Here is a 14,395-nt window from a genome sequence, read left to right as displayed (position 1 = left end):
GACCACCTTACTACGACACCAGGTAGTAGGGATGGGGTGGCCGGATGCCACCAGGTCCGGAGACCGGCCCCCGGTTGATCGGCGTCCTACGATGGCCGGACACACCCGAGGAAGGTGCCCGATGCTGCACACCACCGATGTCACCGTTCCCGTCGGCACGCCCGGCCCTGGCGGGGACGGCATGCCGGCCGCCGTCTACCACCCCGCCACCGAAGGCGGAGCCGGCATCGTGCTGGTGCAAGAGATCTTCGGCCGCAGCGAGTACCTGCGCGGGCGGGCGTCCGATCTAGCCGACCTCGGCTACACCGTCGTCGTGCCGCAGATCTATTGGCGCCTGGGGCTCGACGTGATCCCCGAGGCGTCCGAGGATTCGCTGATGACCGGCATGGGCGCGGTGACCGCGCTCGACTGGCCGCTCGCCGTCGCGGACGTCCGCGACACCGTGGCCTGGCTGCGCGGCGAACTCGCCGGCGAGGAGGGCGTGGCGCTGGTCGGCTTCTGCTTCGGCGGCGGGCTCGCCTTCGCCGCGGTGCAGGACGCCTCCGGTCCCGGCCGCGCGGACGCCCTGGTCAGCTACTACGGCTCGGCGCTGCCCGGGCTGGTGGACGGGCCCGCGGTCGACGTGCCGAGCCTGCACCACTTCGGCGACGCCGACGCGTTCATTCCCGCCGACGACCGCGCACGCATTCAGGAAGTCGTCGAGGCCGATGGCGCCGAGTTCCATCTGTGGGAGGGCGCCAACCACGCCTTCGACAACCACCTCGCCTCATGGCATCACCCCCAGGCTGCGCGCGAGGCCTGGGAGGTCACCGTGGAGTGGCTGGCCGAGCACCACCCGTACTGACCGGCGCCCGGCCTATCCTGGACGTCGTGACCTCCCGCCCACCCGCCGTATTCGCCTGCGCCCTGATCGGCGCGCTGCTGCTGAGCGCGTGCAGCGGACCCGCCTCCGCCGAGCCTGCCGTCTCCCCCGCCGCGTCTGGTTCGATCGCGGTTCCGGCACCGACCTCCGAGCCGGCCCCCACTGCGTCAGCACAGGCCGAACCGTCCACCGAGCCCGCCCCGCCGTCGGTGCCGGCATCGGCGTCCGCATCGGCTTCGAGGCCGGCCACCCCGGAGGCGATCGCACCCGCCGATCCGCCCACCCGCCGCGGCACGGCGTCCGTCTCCGACGACCGCACCGGCAAGGCCCTCGACACCCCGTTCACGGTCGACGGCGTTGTGGTGGTCAGCAAGAAGCACCGGGTATCGGCGGGCTATGTTCCGCCCTGGGCGTCCCAGCCGCACGGACTGCACCCGGACGCCTACGCCGCGTTCCAGACCATGGCGGCCGCAGCGAAGAAAGACGGCGCGCCGATCTCGATCCGTAGCGGCTATCGCTCCTTCGCCGATCAGAAGGCCAGCTTCGCCAAGGCGATGAAGCAGTACGACGAGGCCACCGCCCGCCGCTACTACGCCGAGGCGGGGGCGTCCGAACACCAGACCGGCCTCGCCCTGGACGCCTGGGACGGCCGCAACCGCGGCACCGCGTTCGCCCGCACCAAGCAGGCGACCTGGCTGGCCGCGCACGCGCACGAGTACGGATTCATCGTCCGTTACCCCCAGGGCAAGACCGACATCACCGGCTACGCCTGGGAGTCCTGGCACCTGCGCTGGGTCGGCAAGGAAATCTCGTCGACGTTCGGCCCGAACTCAAGCCTCACCCTTGAGGAATACCTCGGCCTCGCCTGAGTCCCCCATCCCCGGCCACTCGCGCGTACGACTTGCACGGATACGCACGAAATTTCGTGCGCAACGGTGCAGATCGTGCGCAACGGCGCGCGGCGCCGCAGGGCAGGCCGCGGAAATGGCCCCCGGCGCGCCCAGGCGGGGCTAAGTTCGTTCTCGGGCGCCACTCGGCGCACCCCGCCGTCCCAGTGAGGTTCTCCCATGTTCGACCTGACCCAGATCACCGCGTCCGAGCAAGGACGCCGCGCCGCCATCGCCGGTAGCCTCGCGGCGGACGCCGACGCGCTGCTCGCCCTCAACCGCGCCATCCACGGCTACGCCGAGATCTCCTTCCAGGAGCATCGCTCGGCGCAGGAGATCACCGATTATCTGGCCGCGCGCGGTTTCACCGTCGAGCACGGTGCCGGCGGCCTGGAGACCGCCTTCGTGGCGACGGCCGGGTCGGGCGAATTCACCGTCGGATTCTGCATCGAGTACGACGCGCTGCCTGAGATCGGGCACGGCTGCGGCCACAACGTGATCACGGGCGCGAGCGTGGGCGCGGCGGTCGCGCTGGCCTCGGTCGCCGACGAGCTCGGCATCACCGTGCAGGCCATCGGCACCCCCGCCGAGGAGCATGGCGGCGGCAAGCAGCTGATGCTGGACGCCGGCGTCTTCGACGGCGTCGACATGGCGCTGATGACGCACGCCGGGCCCGAGATCCCGACGATGAATGTGATCGGTGCCGACTCCAATTCGGTGGTGCGGGTGCGGGCCACCTTCACCGGACGCGGCGCGCATGCGGCCGCCGCCCCCGACCGTGGCATCAACGCGCTGGATGCGGTGGTGGTCTCCCAGGTGGCGGTCGGCCTGCTGCGCCAGCAGATCCCCTCGACCAACCGGGTCGCGGTGATCGTGCGCGAGGGCGGCTACGAGACGAACATCATTCCCGAGCGCGCCGTCGCCGACTTCGAGGTGCGCGCCACCACGCTCGCCGAGCATCACGCCCTGTTCGCGCGCGTGAAGGCGTGTTTTGAGGCGGGCGCGCTCGCCACGGGCTGCACGGTCGAGTTCGCCGACATCGAGCCGCTGTACGAGCCGCTCACCCAGAACGAGGTGATCGGCCGGCACTGGAACGAGGCGATGGGTTCGTTCGGTTACGACGTCGCGCTCAACCCCCCGCGACTGGCCGGGTCGACCGACATGGGCAATGTCAGCAACCGCATCCCGTCCATTCACCCGCTGGCCGGGATCACGGGCGTCACCTGCGCGCTGCACACGGCCGACTTCGCTGCCGCCGCCATTACTGACGCGGCGGACCAGGTGATGTTCCAGTCGGCGCTCGCGATGGCCTGGGCGGCCGAAGCGGTCGCCTCGAACGACGAGGAGCGGACGCAGATCCGTGCCGACAAGGAGGCGCTCCGGATGGCGCTGGCGCAGGCGTCCGCCGACTGACCATCGCGACAAACGCCGACCCGTTTACTCGTATGGATCGGCGCATGTCGTCATACCAGGACGGTAGATGACCGCCCGCAGTTGAGGTATGCCTGGGCTGCCGAGTACCCCCACGGGTGGGACGGCACGACAGTTGCCGACCGACGAGAATGGGCCTGGTTTCGTCGGGGAGACGCAGTCTGTAGGGGAAACGGGCACCCAGAAGGGGGCGGCGTTCCGTGGCGCGACCGAAGCTCGACGCTTCGCTCACCGAGCAGGACGCCGCCCTTGCCGCCGCACGGACGCCGCCCGATCCGACGATCGGGCACGCACCAAAACCGCGGACTCAGTTCAGCGGAGGAACCTGGGACAGGCCGCCCACGAATCCCGTCCTCCAGGCCAGGGCGACCGCGGCCGCCCGGTCGCGCGATCCGGTCTTCATCAGGATGCGCGCCACGTGAGTCTTGACGGTCGCCTCCGACAACACGAGTTCATCGCGGATCTCCTGGTTGGACAGGCCTTGGGCGACGAGCCTGAGCACCTCCTGCTCACGGGGCGTCAGCGAGTCGGTGATCATGGTCGGATCCCCGTCGGTCACCATATGCTCGCGTAGCTTCCCGATCACCCGGCCGGCCATGTCCGGGTCGATCCACGACGCACCGGCGTGGACGCGGCGTAGCGCGTCCGCCAACTGCGCCGGAGCGGCCTGCTTCAGCAGATACCCGCTGGCCCCGGCACGAAGCGCCTCATACATCAGCGACTCATCGTCGAGTGTGGTCAGCGCCAGCACCCGCGTGTGCGTGTAGTGGCGGGCGATCTCGGCGGTGGCCCGGACGCCGTCGAGCACCGGCATCCGCAGGTCCATCAGCACCACGTCCGGACGCTCGGCCTCCACCAGCTTGAGCGCCTCCCGCCCGTCGGCGGCCTTCCCCACTACCTGGATCCCCGGCGTCGCCTCCAGCAGCATCTCCAACCCGGCTCGGATGATCGCCTCGTCGTCGACGATGAGCACCCTCACCATCCCCGCGTCCCCGTCGTCGGTCATACTCATTCCCCCTCATGGATATCCCTCGCCCCCCGGCGTGGATGTGGGGACACACCTGCCCCCTCAGGACTTGGCCAGCGGGATTCTGGCGCGTAGCCGGAACCCCTCGACCTCCTGCGTGGCCTCGAAGGTACCGCCCACGGACGCCAGCCGCTCAGTGAGGCCTGCGAGGCCGTGACCTCCGGATACGCGCAGACGCGCGGCCGGTGCCGCACCTGAGTTCCCCCCGGAGCTCAGGACATCGACCGCGAGTTCGGACCCCCAGTCGATGGAGATCCGCACCTGCGCGCCAGGCCCCGCATGCTTCATGACATTGGCCAGGCCTTCCTGGATGCAACGATAGACCGCCAGATCGACACTTCGGTCAAGCGGCCGGGGCTGTCCGGTCTCACGGACCTGCACGTCGATGCCGTTGGCCCGGGTCGGATCGATCAGGTCGTCGAGGTGCGCGAGCCCACCGAGGCGCTCGCCCGCATCATGAAGATCGGTCGCCTCGGCCGCCTGCAGGGCATCGAGGAGCCGGTGCAGTTCTCGGAGCGCCTGGTGGGCGGCCGACTCGATGTGTCCCAGCGCGGTCGATACCCGTTCCTGCGTGCTGCCCGCGGGCGGTCCGGCCGCGACGGTGAGCGCCCGCGCCCCGCTGGCCTGCAGCAGGATGCCGGCCAGCGAGTGCGCGACGATGTCGTGCAGGTCACGGGCGACGATCCGCCGTTCGGCGAGGCGGGCGGCGCGCTCGGCCTCCTCGAGAGAACGCTCCAGCGACACCATCCGGGCCGATGCCCGGTTGATCATCCGCCCCACCGCCCACGGGCCGACCAGGACGCCCAACCACAGCACATAGCCGAGGCCTCCGAAGAACGGATCGAACTCCTTCATCCGCACCAGCGTGCTCCACTGGGTGGTCATGATCGCGACGATGGACACCCCTAGTCCGACAAGGGCCTGGCGGGGCGATCCGAGCCGTCCCATCACGAAACAGGAGATCACCGTGGCCGTGAACGGCTGCCATTCCGGCATCGACACGGCCAGCGCCAACGAAAGGGACACCGCGATCGCCTGACCCAGGCGTGGCCGCCGCCACGCCATCACCGCGGCAGCGATGGCGAGCAGATCGGCACCGACGAACACCGCGACCGGCACGTGAGCACCCCAGCGAGTGGTGGTGCCACCGTCCCAGCTCACCCACTCGACCATGAAGCCGGTCACCGCCGCCACGACGGTGATCGCCCACCTCATCACCGTGCGGTACGGCAAGCCGGTAAGAAGGGGAAGAGCACACACCACGGCGAGATCTCCGGAGGCTGGGATTCAGCCACCCCCAGGCTCGTCTCCGGGACCGGAATCGGCAGCGGGTGGGTCAGCTCGAGAGCCACCCACGGCCCGGCAGACTCCTCACCACCCGGCGAGGACTCCGGCAGATGGACGGCGACGACATCGATCTCCGCGACGGGAGCATGCTGGCTGGTCTGCGCCGAGACCACGAGCGGCAGCCGGAGAACTCCGACGCCCCGCACGACGACGGTGTCGGGGGCGATGACCTGGGCGGAACCGACCGGTTCGCTCAGCGATCCATCGCCGGTGCGGGTACGGACGGTGACGGTGGGGGAACCGGGGGGAGGTTCGAGATTCATGACCACAGTGTCCTCCGTTGCCACGCCCTTCACCAGTCGTTCTCTCGAACAGACGTCCGGCCCGGTGACGGCGTCGAGGCACAACGAATCGCCGCGCCCCTAGGCAGGAGGAATGCACCCCTCCCGCCCGGGGAATCGCCGCGACTCAGCCCTTGAGGACGGCGGCGATCGACTCGCTCACGTAGCCGACATTGTTGTCGTTCAGCGCCGCCACGCAGATCCGGCCGGTGTCGGTGCCGTACACGCCGAACTCACCGCGCAGCCGGACCATCTGATCCTTGGTCAGGCCCGAGAACGAGAACATGCCGACCTGGTCGGTGATGTAGCTCACATCCGCGGTGACGCCGGCGGCCTGGAGACCCTCGACGAGCGCAGACCGCATCGCCTTGATCCGGTCGCGCATCTCGCCCAGCTCGGCCACCCACTGCGCACGCAGCTCGGGATCGCCGAGCACCGTCTCCACCAGCGCCGCGCCGTGCGTGGGCGGATTGGAGTAGTTGGTGCGGATCACGATCTTCACCTGCGACAGGACCCGCGTGGCCTCCTCGGCGTCCGCGCACACCAGCGACAGCGCACCCACCCGCTCGCCGTACAGCGAGAACGACTTCGAGAACGAGGTGGACACCAGGAAGCTCTCCACCTCGCCGGCGAAGCGGCGCACGACCGCGCCGTCTTCCTCGATGCTCTGCGCGAAGCCCTGGTAGGCCATGTCGAGGAACGGAGTGAGGCCGCCGGCCTTCACCGCGGCGATCACCCGGTCCCAGTCGGCCGGGGCCAGGTCATAGCCGGTCGGGTTGTGGCAGCAGGCGTGCAGGACGACGATCGTGCCCGCGGGAGCCGCCTCGAGGTCGGCGATCATGCCGTCGACGTCGACCGCCTTGGCAGCTGCGTCGTAGTAGCGGTACTTCTCGACGGTGAAACCGGCCCGGGTGAACAACGCCTGGTGGTTCTCCCAACTCGGGTTCGAGATGAGCACCGTCGCGTCGGGTTTTACCTGGCGCAGGAAGTCGGCGCCCACCTTGAGCGCGCCGGTACCACCGAGTGCCTGGACGGTGATGACGCGGCCGTCCGCGAGCACGGGCGAGCCCGCCCCGAAGACCAGCTCCTTGACGTCGTCGTTGTAGCTCGGCATGCCGTCGATGGCCTGGTAGCCCTTGGCAGACGGGGCCTCGGCGAGCTTGCGCTCGGCTGCCTCCACGCAGCGCAGCAGCGGCAGCTTGCCCGTCGCATCTTGATAGACGCCCACGCCGAGGTTCACCTTGCGCGGATTCGTATCTGCCTTGAACTGTTCGGTCAGGCCGAGGATGGCGTCCGGCGGAGCCTGCTGGACGCGGGAGAACAGGGACATCAATGACCACCTTTCGTCAACAGCGCCAGCCTAGTGCGGCCGGCACTCTCAAGGCTGGACGCCACGGTCAGGGCTGGACGGTCCAGGCCGGCGGCTCGTCGTTGCCGGACTCCTCGTCGGCCTCAGAGTCGGCGAACGTCGCGTGCACCTTGCCCTGGGCGTGGTGGGACGGCGCATAGACCGCGTACAGCTTCAGCGGCTCGTCGCCGGTGTTCACCACATCGTGCCAGGTGCCGGCCGGAACCTGGATCGACCAGCCGTCGGCGACCTCCTGGGCGAAGTTCAGGTCGTCCTCGGCCGGGCCCATCACGCAGGTGCCGCGGCCTGCGTCCACCCGCAGGAACTGATCGGTGTCAGGATGCACCTCCAGCCCGATCGAGGTGCCCACCGGAATGGACATCAACGTCACCTGCAGGTACTTCCCCGTCCACGCGACCGTGCGGTAGTTTTCGTTGCTCCGCGTCGCGGACTCGATGTCGAAGGACTTCGGGTCGGGCCCGTTGTCGATGATGTCCATAGCAAGCCTCCTGAGTAGGTGTCGTCGACCACCCCCACGCTAACGCGCGGCTCAGACAATGTGCGCGCCCCCAACATTTTGTCGAGGTTGGCGCACATCGGCGGTAAGACACCTGTCGGGCGTCGCCTCAGCACCAGATATCCTTGCGTATTCATCTATCTCCGAAAGGACCCCATGGACATCGTTGCCCCCACCACGCACCAGCAGGCTGCGATCGAGGTCGTCGAGACGTTCGGCGCGCACAACTATTCGCCGCTGCCGGTCGTCATCTCCTCCGCCGTGGGGGTCCACGTCACCGACATCGACGGCCTGCACTACCTCGACTGCCTGTCGGCCTACTCTGCGCTGAACTTCGGCCACCGCCATCCCGCGCTCGTCGCGGCCGCGATCGAGCAGCTCGGCAAGGTCACGCTGACCTCGCGCGCGTTCTACGCCGAACCCTTCGGGCCGTTCGTCGAGGGACTGGCGAAGCTGTGCGGCAAGTCGATGGTGCTGCCGATGAACACCGGCGTCGAGGCGGTCGAGACCGCGATCAAGACCGCGCGCAAGTGGGGTTATGAGGTCAAGGGCGTCGCCGAGGACCGCGCCACCATCATCGTGATGGAGGGCAACTTCCACGGCCGCAGCACCACCGTCATCTCCTTCAGCGACGATCCCGAGGCCCGCACGCACTTCGGCCCGTTCACCCCGGGCTTCGTGCACGTGCCCTACGGCGATGCGGACGCCCTCGAGGCGGCGATCACCGACGACGTGGTCGCGGTGCTGCTGGAGCCGATCCAGGGCGAGGGCGGCGTGATCATCCCGCCGGAGGGCTACCTGCGCCGCGTCCGCGAGATCACCGCCGCGCACGGCGTCCTGATGATCGCCGACGAGATCCAATCCGGGCTGGGCCGCTCCGGCGAGACCTTCGCCTGCGACCGCGAGGGCGTGGTGCCCGATGTGTACATCCTGGGCAAGGCGCTGGGCGGCGGCATCCTGCCGCTGTCGGCGGTGGTGGCGGACGCCGACATCCTGGGCGTATTCCACCCGGGCCAGCACGGCTCGACCTTCGGCGGCAACCCGCTCGCCTGCGCGGTCGGCTCGGCGGTGCTCGATCTGCTGTCCACCGGCGAGCTCCAGGCGCGTTCGCGCGAGGTGGGTGCGCGCTTCCGCGCCGGCCTGCAGCCGCTGCTCGACCGCGGCTGGGCGACCGAGATCCGCCAGGCGGGGCTGTGGCTGGGCATCGACGTCGATCCGGCGCTGGGCACCGCCCGCGAGCTCTGCTACCGGTTGATGGCCAAGCAGGTGCTGGCCAAGGACACCCACGGCCACACCATCCGCTTCGCTCCCCCGCTGGTGATCAGCGACGCCGAGATCGACGAGGTGCTGGAGCACACCCTGGCCGCCTTCACCGAAGCGGACGCCGACCGGCGCTGACCCGGTCCCCGTCCGGCGGGCGCGATCGGCGTCCGGAAATGACGACGCGCGGCGTCCTCTTTTATGGAGGACGCCGCGCGTGCGTGTGCTCAGGCCTGCCGGACGGCGGAGATCTCCAGTTCGAGGGTGATCTTGTCGGAGACGAGGAATCCGCCGGTCTCCAGCGCGGCGTTCCAGGTCAGGCCGAAGTCGGAGCGGTTGATCACCGCCGAGCCCTCGAAGCCGATGCGCTGGTTGCCGAACGGGTCGGTGGCCGCGCCCTGGTACTCGAAGGGAATGGTCAGCGAGCGGGTGACGCCGCGGATGGTGAGATCGCCGGTCACCTCGGCCACGTCGCCGTCGATCGCGAACCCGGTGCCGCGGAAGGTGATGTCGGGGTAGGCCTCGGTCTCGAAGAAGTCGCCCGAGCGCAGGTGCGCGTCGCGGTCGGCGTTGCGGGTGTTGATCGAGGCGGCCTTGATCTCGACGGCCAGCGTGGACGCCGACGGGTCGGCGCCGTCGATGGTGGCGGTGCCGCTGTACTCGTCGAAGGAGCCGCGGACCTTGGTGACCATCGCGTGGCGGGTCACGAAGCCGAGGGTGCTGTGGGTCGGGTCGAGGACGTAGGTCCCCGCGAGTTCGGTGAGCTGAGACATGCTCGGGTCCTCTCGTGGATGGGCGTGCCTCCACAGTACTCCTCATAGTTTAAAACTCAACTACACGGTCTCGGGATTTTGCTTGCCTCTCCCGGCGTGCCTGTAGGGTGGCGCCCGAGCGACGACGAGCCTCGAGGAGGAGTGCAATGACGACACCCGCAACCTTTAGCCACGGTGATACGTCCCTGGATCTGCCGTTCGTCCCGGCAACCCAGGGGAACAACGGTTACGACATCAGCAAGTTGCTGGGTTCCACCGGCGACACCACCTTCGACATCGGCTTCGCGAACACCGCGGTGTGCAAGTCGGCGATCACCTACATCGACGGCGACGCCGGCGTCCTGCAGTACCGGGGCTACCCGATCGAGCAGCTGGCCGAGAAGTCCACCTTCCTGGAGACCTCCTACCTGGTGCTCTACGGCGAACTGCCCACCCAGGCGCAGCTGGAGGACTTCACCGACAAGATCTCCCACCACATGGTGATCGACGAGCGGCTGCGCGACCTGTTCCGCATCTTCCCGCGCAGGTCACACCCGATGCCGGTGCTGTCGGCGGCGATCACCGCCCTGTCGACCTTCTCCACCGAGACCATCGGCTTCGAGCCCGACAAGATCGACGCCGCCACGCACCGCCTGTTGGCGAAGGTGCCCACCCTGGCGGCCTACTCGTTCAAGAACTCCCTCGGCAGCCCGACGCTGTGGCCGGACTACTCGTTGTCCTACATCGAGAACTTCCTGCGCATGTCGTTCGGTTCCGTGACCACCCCCTACCAGTTCGACGACGAGATCACCCGTGCGCTCGACGTGCTGCTCATCCTGCACGCCGACCACGAGCAGAACTGCTCCACCTCGACCGTCCGCCTGGTCGGCTCGTCGCAGGCCAACCTGTACGCCTCGGTGTCGGCGGGCGTGCACGCGCTGTCCGGCCCGCTGCACGGCGGCGCCAACCAGGCGGTGCTGGAGATGCTGCGCGACATCCGCGACCGCGGCGTCTCGGTGCAGGAGTACGTCAACAAGGTCAAGGACCGCAGCGACACCACCCGCCTGATGGGCTTCGGTCACCGCATCTACAAGAACTACGATCCGCGCGCGGCGATCATCAAGAAGCACGCGGACGCCATCCTGAAGTCCCGCGGCGGCTCCGACCAGCTGCTCGACATCGCCCTGGAGCTCGAAGAGGCGGCGCTGTCCGATCCGTACTTCGTGGAGCGCAAGCTGTACCCGAACGTCGACTTCTACACCGGCCTGATCTACCAGGCGATGGGCTTCCCGGTCGACATGTTCACGGTGCTGTTCGCCCTCGGCCGCCTTCCCGGCTGGATCGCGCAGTGGCGCGAGATGGTCAACGACCCGACCAACAAGATCGGCCGCCCGCGCCAGATCTACGTCGGCGAGACCCAGCGCGACTACGTGCCCATGGCGCAGCGCTGATTTCACCACAAACGTCCCCCGTCGGCTCCGGCCGGCGGGGGACGTTGCCGTGTGGTGCGGTGGATCGGGACAAAACGTACTGCTCAATTCCCGCCGAGCGTCGGCAACATCAGTCCGACTGATGTTTTTCCGGTCACGCCCGGATTGAGCAGTACGTTTTGCCCCGCGCGCGGCCGCGACGACCCGCGAGTGAGTTCACGCCTTGCACATGTCGCGACGAGGCGACTTCCCCGCGATCGGCGTCAACGGCGCACCAGGACGCCGTCGGGCACCTTGGGCACCACGTCGGCCAGCACCCGGCCGCCCAGGCGGGCGGCGAACGCGGCGGACGCTCCGTCGGCCCGGGCTTGCTGCAGCACGATCCGCCGGGCGCCTGCGGCGCGGACCCAAGCGACGAGGTCGGTGACGTGAGCGAGGTCGTGGATGTCCGGGTCGACGGTGATGCGCACCTCGTGGTCGACGCCGCTGGCCACGACGAGCGCCAGCGACTCGGCGGCCTTGGCGCCGCTCGCCTCCACACCGGTGATGGCGCCGTAGCGGGCGGGCAGCGCCTTGATGTCGAGTCCGATCCAGTCCAGGAGCGGCAGCAGGCGGGCGAGCTTGCGCGGGTAGGCGCCGGCCGTGTGCAGGCCGACGCCGAAGCCCTGGTCGCGCACCTGCGAGGCCGCGGCGACGAGCGCGTCTTGGCGGGTGGGTTCGCCGCCGGAGAAGACCACGCCGTCCAGCAGGCCGCGCCGGCGGGCGAGCAGGGAGCGCACCTCGCCCCAGGTCACGACACCCGGCGTCGCCGGATCCAGCAGGTCGCGGTTGTGGCAGTAGCCGCACCGCCACGGGCAGCCCTGCAGGAACAGCGTCGCGACGAGCTTGCCCGGCCAGTCGCAACTCGACATCCGGGTGAGCCCCGCGATCGCCAAGGCGTCCGGGGAGGTCACGACGCCGGCACCAGCTCCGCACGCTCCTCCAGGAAGGGCGTCCGCTCCTGGTACTCGCCGACCTTGCCGACGTTGAACGACGTGACCGGGCGGTGGTAGCCCATTACCCGCGTCCACACCTCGCAGGCCTGCTCGACGCCGGCGGCCGCACAGTCCGGGCAAGCGTGGTGCTCGCCGGCCAGGTAGCCGTGAGAGGGGCAGATCGAGAAGGTGGGCGTCACGGTGATGTAGGGCAGCCGGAAGTTCGACAGCGACCGGCGCACCAGTTCACGGCAGGCGGCGGCGTCCGAGATGCGTTCGGCCATGTACAGGTGCAACACGGTGCCGCCGGTGTACTTGCGCTGCAACTCCTCTTGGCGCTCCAGCGCCTCGAACGGGTCGTCGGTGAAGCCGACCGGCAACTGCGAGGAGTTGGTGTAGTACGGGTGGGCGTCGGTGCCCGCCTGCAGGATGGCGGGGAACCGCTTGCGGTCCTCCTTGGCGAACCGGTAGGTGGTGCCTTCGGCCGGGGTCGCCTCGAGGTTGTACAGGTGGCCGGTGGCCTCCTGGAACTCGACCATGCGGGAGCGGACGTGGTCGAGCAGCCGGACGGCGAGCGCGTGGCCGCGTGGGTCGGTGATGTCATAGGCGTCACCGGTGAAGTTGCGGATCAGTTCGTTCATCCCGTTGACGCCGATGGTGGAGAAGTGGTTGCGCAGCGTGCCCAGGTAGCGCTTGGTGTAGGGGAACAGTCCCTCGTCGATGTAGCGCTGGATCACCTTGCGCTTCACCTCCAAGGAGTCCTTGGCCAGGCCGAGCAGCCGGTCGAGCGCGAGCACCAGGCCCGCCTCGTCGCCGGCATGGGTGTGCCCGAGCCGGGCCAGGTTGATGGTGACGACGCCCAGCGATCCGGTCTGCTCGGCCGACCCGAACAGGCCGTTGCCGCGCTTGAGCAGTTCGCGCAGGTCGAGCTGCAACCGGCAGCACATCGAGCGGACCATATTGGGGCTGAGTTCGGAGTTCAGGAAGTTCTGGAAGTAGGGCAGCCCGTACTTGGCGGTCATCTCGAACAACGCCTCGGCGTTGGGCGAATCCCAGTCGAAGTCGGGGGTGATGTTGTAGGTCGGGATCGGGAAGGTGAACACCCGCCCCGAGGCGTCCCCGGCGGTCATCACCTCGATGTAGGCGCGGTTGATCAGGTCCATCTCGGCCTGCAGGTCACCGTAGGTGAAGTCGACCTCCTCACCGCCGACGATGGGCACCTCGTCGCGCAGGTCCTCGGGGCAGACCCAGTCGAAGGTCAGGTTGGTGAACGGCGTCTGGGTGCCCCAGCGCGAGGGCACGTTCAGGTTGTAGATCAGCTCCTGGATGGATTGCCGCACCTGCTCGTAGGTCAGGTTGTCGAGGCGGACGTAGGGCGCCACGTAGGTGTCGAACGAGCTGAACGCCTGCGCGCCGGCCCATTCGTTCTGCAGGCAGCCGAGGAAGTTGACGATCTGACCGACCACCGAGCTGAGGTGCTTGGGCGGCAAAGCATCGATCTTGCCCGGGACGCCGTTGAGGCCCTCGCGCAGCAGCGTCTTCAGCGACCAGCCCGCGCAGTAGCCGCTGAGCATGTCGAGGTCGTGGATGTGCAGGTCACCGTCACGGTGCGCCTGCCCGATCTCGGGGGAGTACACGTGCGAGAGCCAGTAGTTGGCGGTGATCTTGCCCGAGGTGTTCAGGATCAGCCCGCCCAGGGAGTAGCCCTGGTTGGCGTTGGCGTTGATCCGCCAGTCGGAGCGGTCCAGGTACTCGTTGATCGAGTTGGCCACGTCGACGACCGCGCGCCGGTCCGCGCGCAGCTTGCGGTGCTGGTCGCGATAGACGATGTAGGCCCGCGCCGTCGCGGTGTAGCCGGATTCGATCAGCAGGTGCTCCACGGCGTCCTGGATCTCCTCCACATGCGGAACGCCGTCGCGCCGCGAAAGCCGGACGCCGACCTGGCGGGCCAGCAGGTGCGCCTCCGCGCCACCGAACTCACCCGTCGCGGCCCCGGCGCGGGCGATCGCCGAGCGGATCCGCTCGGCATCGAACGGCGCGCGGGCGCCGTCACGCTTGACGATGGTGGCCGGGACGGGTGGCGGGGTCATGGCGATGTTCTCCTTCGATGGGGTGCCTGCCCGCAGAACTCTGGCACGAATGTCAACCGCGTAGGCCGTTTTCGAGAAAGTCGCGACCACAAGATCTGGGGGCACTTGCACGCCGCGGACACAACGGGTAGTTTTTCCTCCGCAACACGCTCAGAACTACACCGGTGTGATTCCGGTCCACCTCCAGGA

13 protein-coding genes are annotated in these 14,395 nt (G+C 68.8%); 5 read left to right on the top strand and 8 right to left on the bottom strand.

The features are described from left to right. Positions 1-121: 121 nt before the first annotated feature. From QM708_RS08595 to QM708_RS08585, 3 genes are all read left to right on the top strand, one after another. Positions 122-844: a dienelactone hydrolase family protein gene (locus tag QM708_RS08595; RefSeq protein ID WP_415106800.1), complete on the top strand. Its 723-nt coding sequence runs from the start codon at positions 122-124 to the stop codon at positions 842-844. Positions 845-870: 26 nt separating this feature from the next. Continuing rightward, positions 871-1,731, top strand: coding sequence for a M15 family metallopeptidase (locus QM708_RS08590; protein ID WP_415106797.1), 861 nt, complete (start codon positions 871-873; stop codon positions 1,729-1,731). Positions 1,732-1,929: 198 nt separating this feature from the next. After that, positions 1,930-3,162 (top strand): M20 family metallopeptidase, encoded by a 1,233-nt coding sequence (locus QM708_RS08585; RefSeq protein ID WP_415106794.1) that lies wholly within the window; start codon positions 1,930-1,932, stop codon positions 3,160-3,162. Between the two features lie 325 nt (positions 3,163-3,487). On the opposite strand, the gene QM708_RS08580 is transcribed toward QM708_RS08585, so the two are convergent. From QM708_RS08580 to QM708_RS08560, 5 genes are all read right to left on the bottom strand, one after another. Then, a complete protein-coding gene (locus tag QM708_RS08580) occupies positions 3,488-4,192 on the bottom strand; it encodes a response regulator (protein WP_415106791.1) in 705 nt (234 codons plus the stop codon). Between the two features lie 57 nt (positions 4,193-4,249). Beyond that, positions 4,250-5,422: a sensor histidine kinase gene (locus QM708_RS08575; protein WP_415106788.1), complete on the bottom strand. Its 1,173-nt coding sequence runs from the start codon at positions 5,420-5,422 to the stop codon at positions 4,250-4,252. Then, entirely contained in the window at positions 5,422-5,817 is a 396-nt protein-coding gene (locus QM708_RS08570; RefSeq protein WP_415106785.1) for a hypothetical protein, read from the bottom strand. Before QM708_RS08570 ends, QM708_RS08575 begins: the two co-directional genes overlap by 1 nt. Before the next feature lie 145 nt (positions 5,818-5,962). Next, positions 5,963-7,165, bottom strand: a complete 1,203-nt coding sequence (locus QM708_RS08565) for an amino acid aminotransferase (protein WP_415106782.1) — start codon at positions 7,163-7,165, stop codon at positions 5,963-5,965. A gap of 67 nt (positions 7,166-7,232) precedes the next feature. Then, positions 7,233-7,682 (bottom strand): cupin domain-containing protein, encoded by a 450-nt coding sequence (locus QM708_RS08560; protein ID WP_415106780.1) that lies wholly within the window; start codon positions 7,680-7,682, stop codon positions 7,233-7,235. 174 nt (positions 7,683-7,856) lie between these two features. On the opposite strand from QM708_RS08560, the gene rocD reads away from it, so the two are divergent. Then, positions 7,857-9,098 (top strand): ornithine--oxo-acid transaminase, encoded by a 1,242-nt coding sequence (rocD, locus tag QM708_RS08555; protein ID WP_415106777.1) that lies wholly within the window; start codon positions 7,857-7,859, stop codon positions 9,096-9,098. An 89-nt stretch (positions 9,099-9,187) separates the two neighbouring features. Here rocD and QM708_RS08550 read toward each other — a convergent pair whose 3' ends face one another. Then, complete coding sequence (locus tag QM708_RS08550; protein WP_415106774.1) at positions 9,188-9,733, bottom strand: YceI family protein; 546 nt, start codon at positions 9,731-9,733, stop codon at positions 9,188-9,190. A gap of 146 nt (positions 9,734-9,879) precedes the next feature. Between QM708_RS08550 and QM708_RS08545 the strand changes: the two genes are divergently transcribed. Then, positions 9,880-11,163 (top strand): citrate synthase, encoded by a 1,284-nt coding sequence (locus tag QM708_RS08545; protein WP_415106771.1) that lies wholly within the window; start codon positions 9,880-9,882, stop codon positions 11,161-11,163. Between the two features lie 242 nt (positions 11,164-11,405). Here the strand turns inward: QM708_RS08545 and QM708_RS08540 are convergent, their stop codons facing one another. Together QM708_RS08540 and QM708_RS08535 are read right to left on the bottom strand one after the other, a co-directional pair. Further along, positions 11,406-12,095 (bottom strand): anaerobic ribonucleoside-triphosphate reductase activating protein, encoded by a 690-nt coding sequence (locus QM708_RS08540; RefSeq protein ID WP_415106768.1) that lies wholly within the window; start codon positions 12,093-12,095, stop codon positions 11,406-11,408. Continuing rightward, entirely contained in the window at positions 12,092-14,206 is a 2,115-nt protein-coding gene (locus QM708_RS08535) for a ribonucleoside triphosphate reductase (protein ID WP_415106765.1), read from the bottom strand. Before QM708_RS08535 ends, QM708_RS08540 begins: the two co-directional genes overlap by 4 nt. Positions 14,207-14,395 lie beyond the last annotated feature (189 nt).

This window comes from Propioniciclava sp., from assembly GCF_047602245.1.
Taxonomy (GTDB): Bacteria; Actinomycetota; Actinomycetes; order Propionibacteriales; family Propionibacteriaceae; genus Propioniciclava.
Note: the sequence above shows the minus strand (reverse complement) of the source record. Positions and strands in the feature narration are given on the sequence as shown.

Excerpts from the sequence above, each read along its gene's own strand:
- QM708_RS08595 (WP_415106800.1), top strand. The coding sequence starts at position 122 with ATGCTGCACACCACCGATGTCACCGTTCCCGTCGGCACGCCCGGCCCT.
- QM708_RS08585 (WP_415106794.1), top strand. The coding sequence starts at position 1,930 with ATGTTCGACCTGACCCAGATCACCGCGTCCGAGCAAGGACGCCGCGCC.
- QM708_RS08580 (WP_415106791.1), bottom strand. The coding sequence starts at position 4,192 with ATGAGTATGACCGACGACGGGGACGCGGGGATGGTGAGGGTGCTCATC.
- QM708_RS08575 (WP_415106788.1), bottom strand. The coding sequence starts at position 5,422 with ATGAGGTGGGCGATCACCGTCGTGGCGGCGGTGACCGGCTTCATGGTC.
- QM708_RS08570 (WP_415106785.1), bottom strand. The coding sequence starts at position 5,817 with ATGAATCTCGAACCTCCCCCCGGTTCCCCCACCGTCACCGTCCGTACC.
- QM708_RS08565 (WP_415106782.1), bottom strand. The coding sequence starts at position 7,165 with ATGTCCCTGTTCTCCCGCGTCCAGCAGGCTCCGCCGGACGCCATCCTC.
- QM708_RS08560 (WP_415106780.1), bottom strand. The coding sequence starts at position 7,682 with ATGGACATCATCGACAACGGGCCCGACCCGAAGTCCTTCGACATCGAG.
- rocD (WP_415106777.1), top strand. The coding sequence starts at position 7,857 with ATGGACATCGTTGCCCCCACCACGCACCAGCAGGCTGCGATCGAGGTC.
- QM708_RS08550 (WP_415106774.1), bottom strand. The coding sequence starts at position 9,733 with ATGTCTCAGCTCACCGAACTCGCGGGGACCTACGTCCTCGACCCGACC.
- QM708_RS08545 (WP_415106771.1), top strand. The coding sequence starts at position 9,880 with ATGACGACACCCGCAACCTTTAGCCACGGTGATACGTCCCTGGATCTG.
- QM708_RS08535 (WP_415106765.1), bottom strand. The coding sequence starts at position 14,206 with ATGACCCCGCCACCCGTCCCGGCCACCATCGTCAAGCGTGACGGCGCC.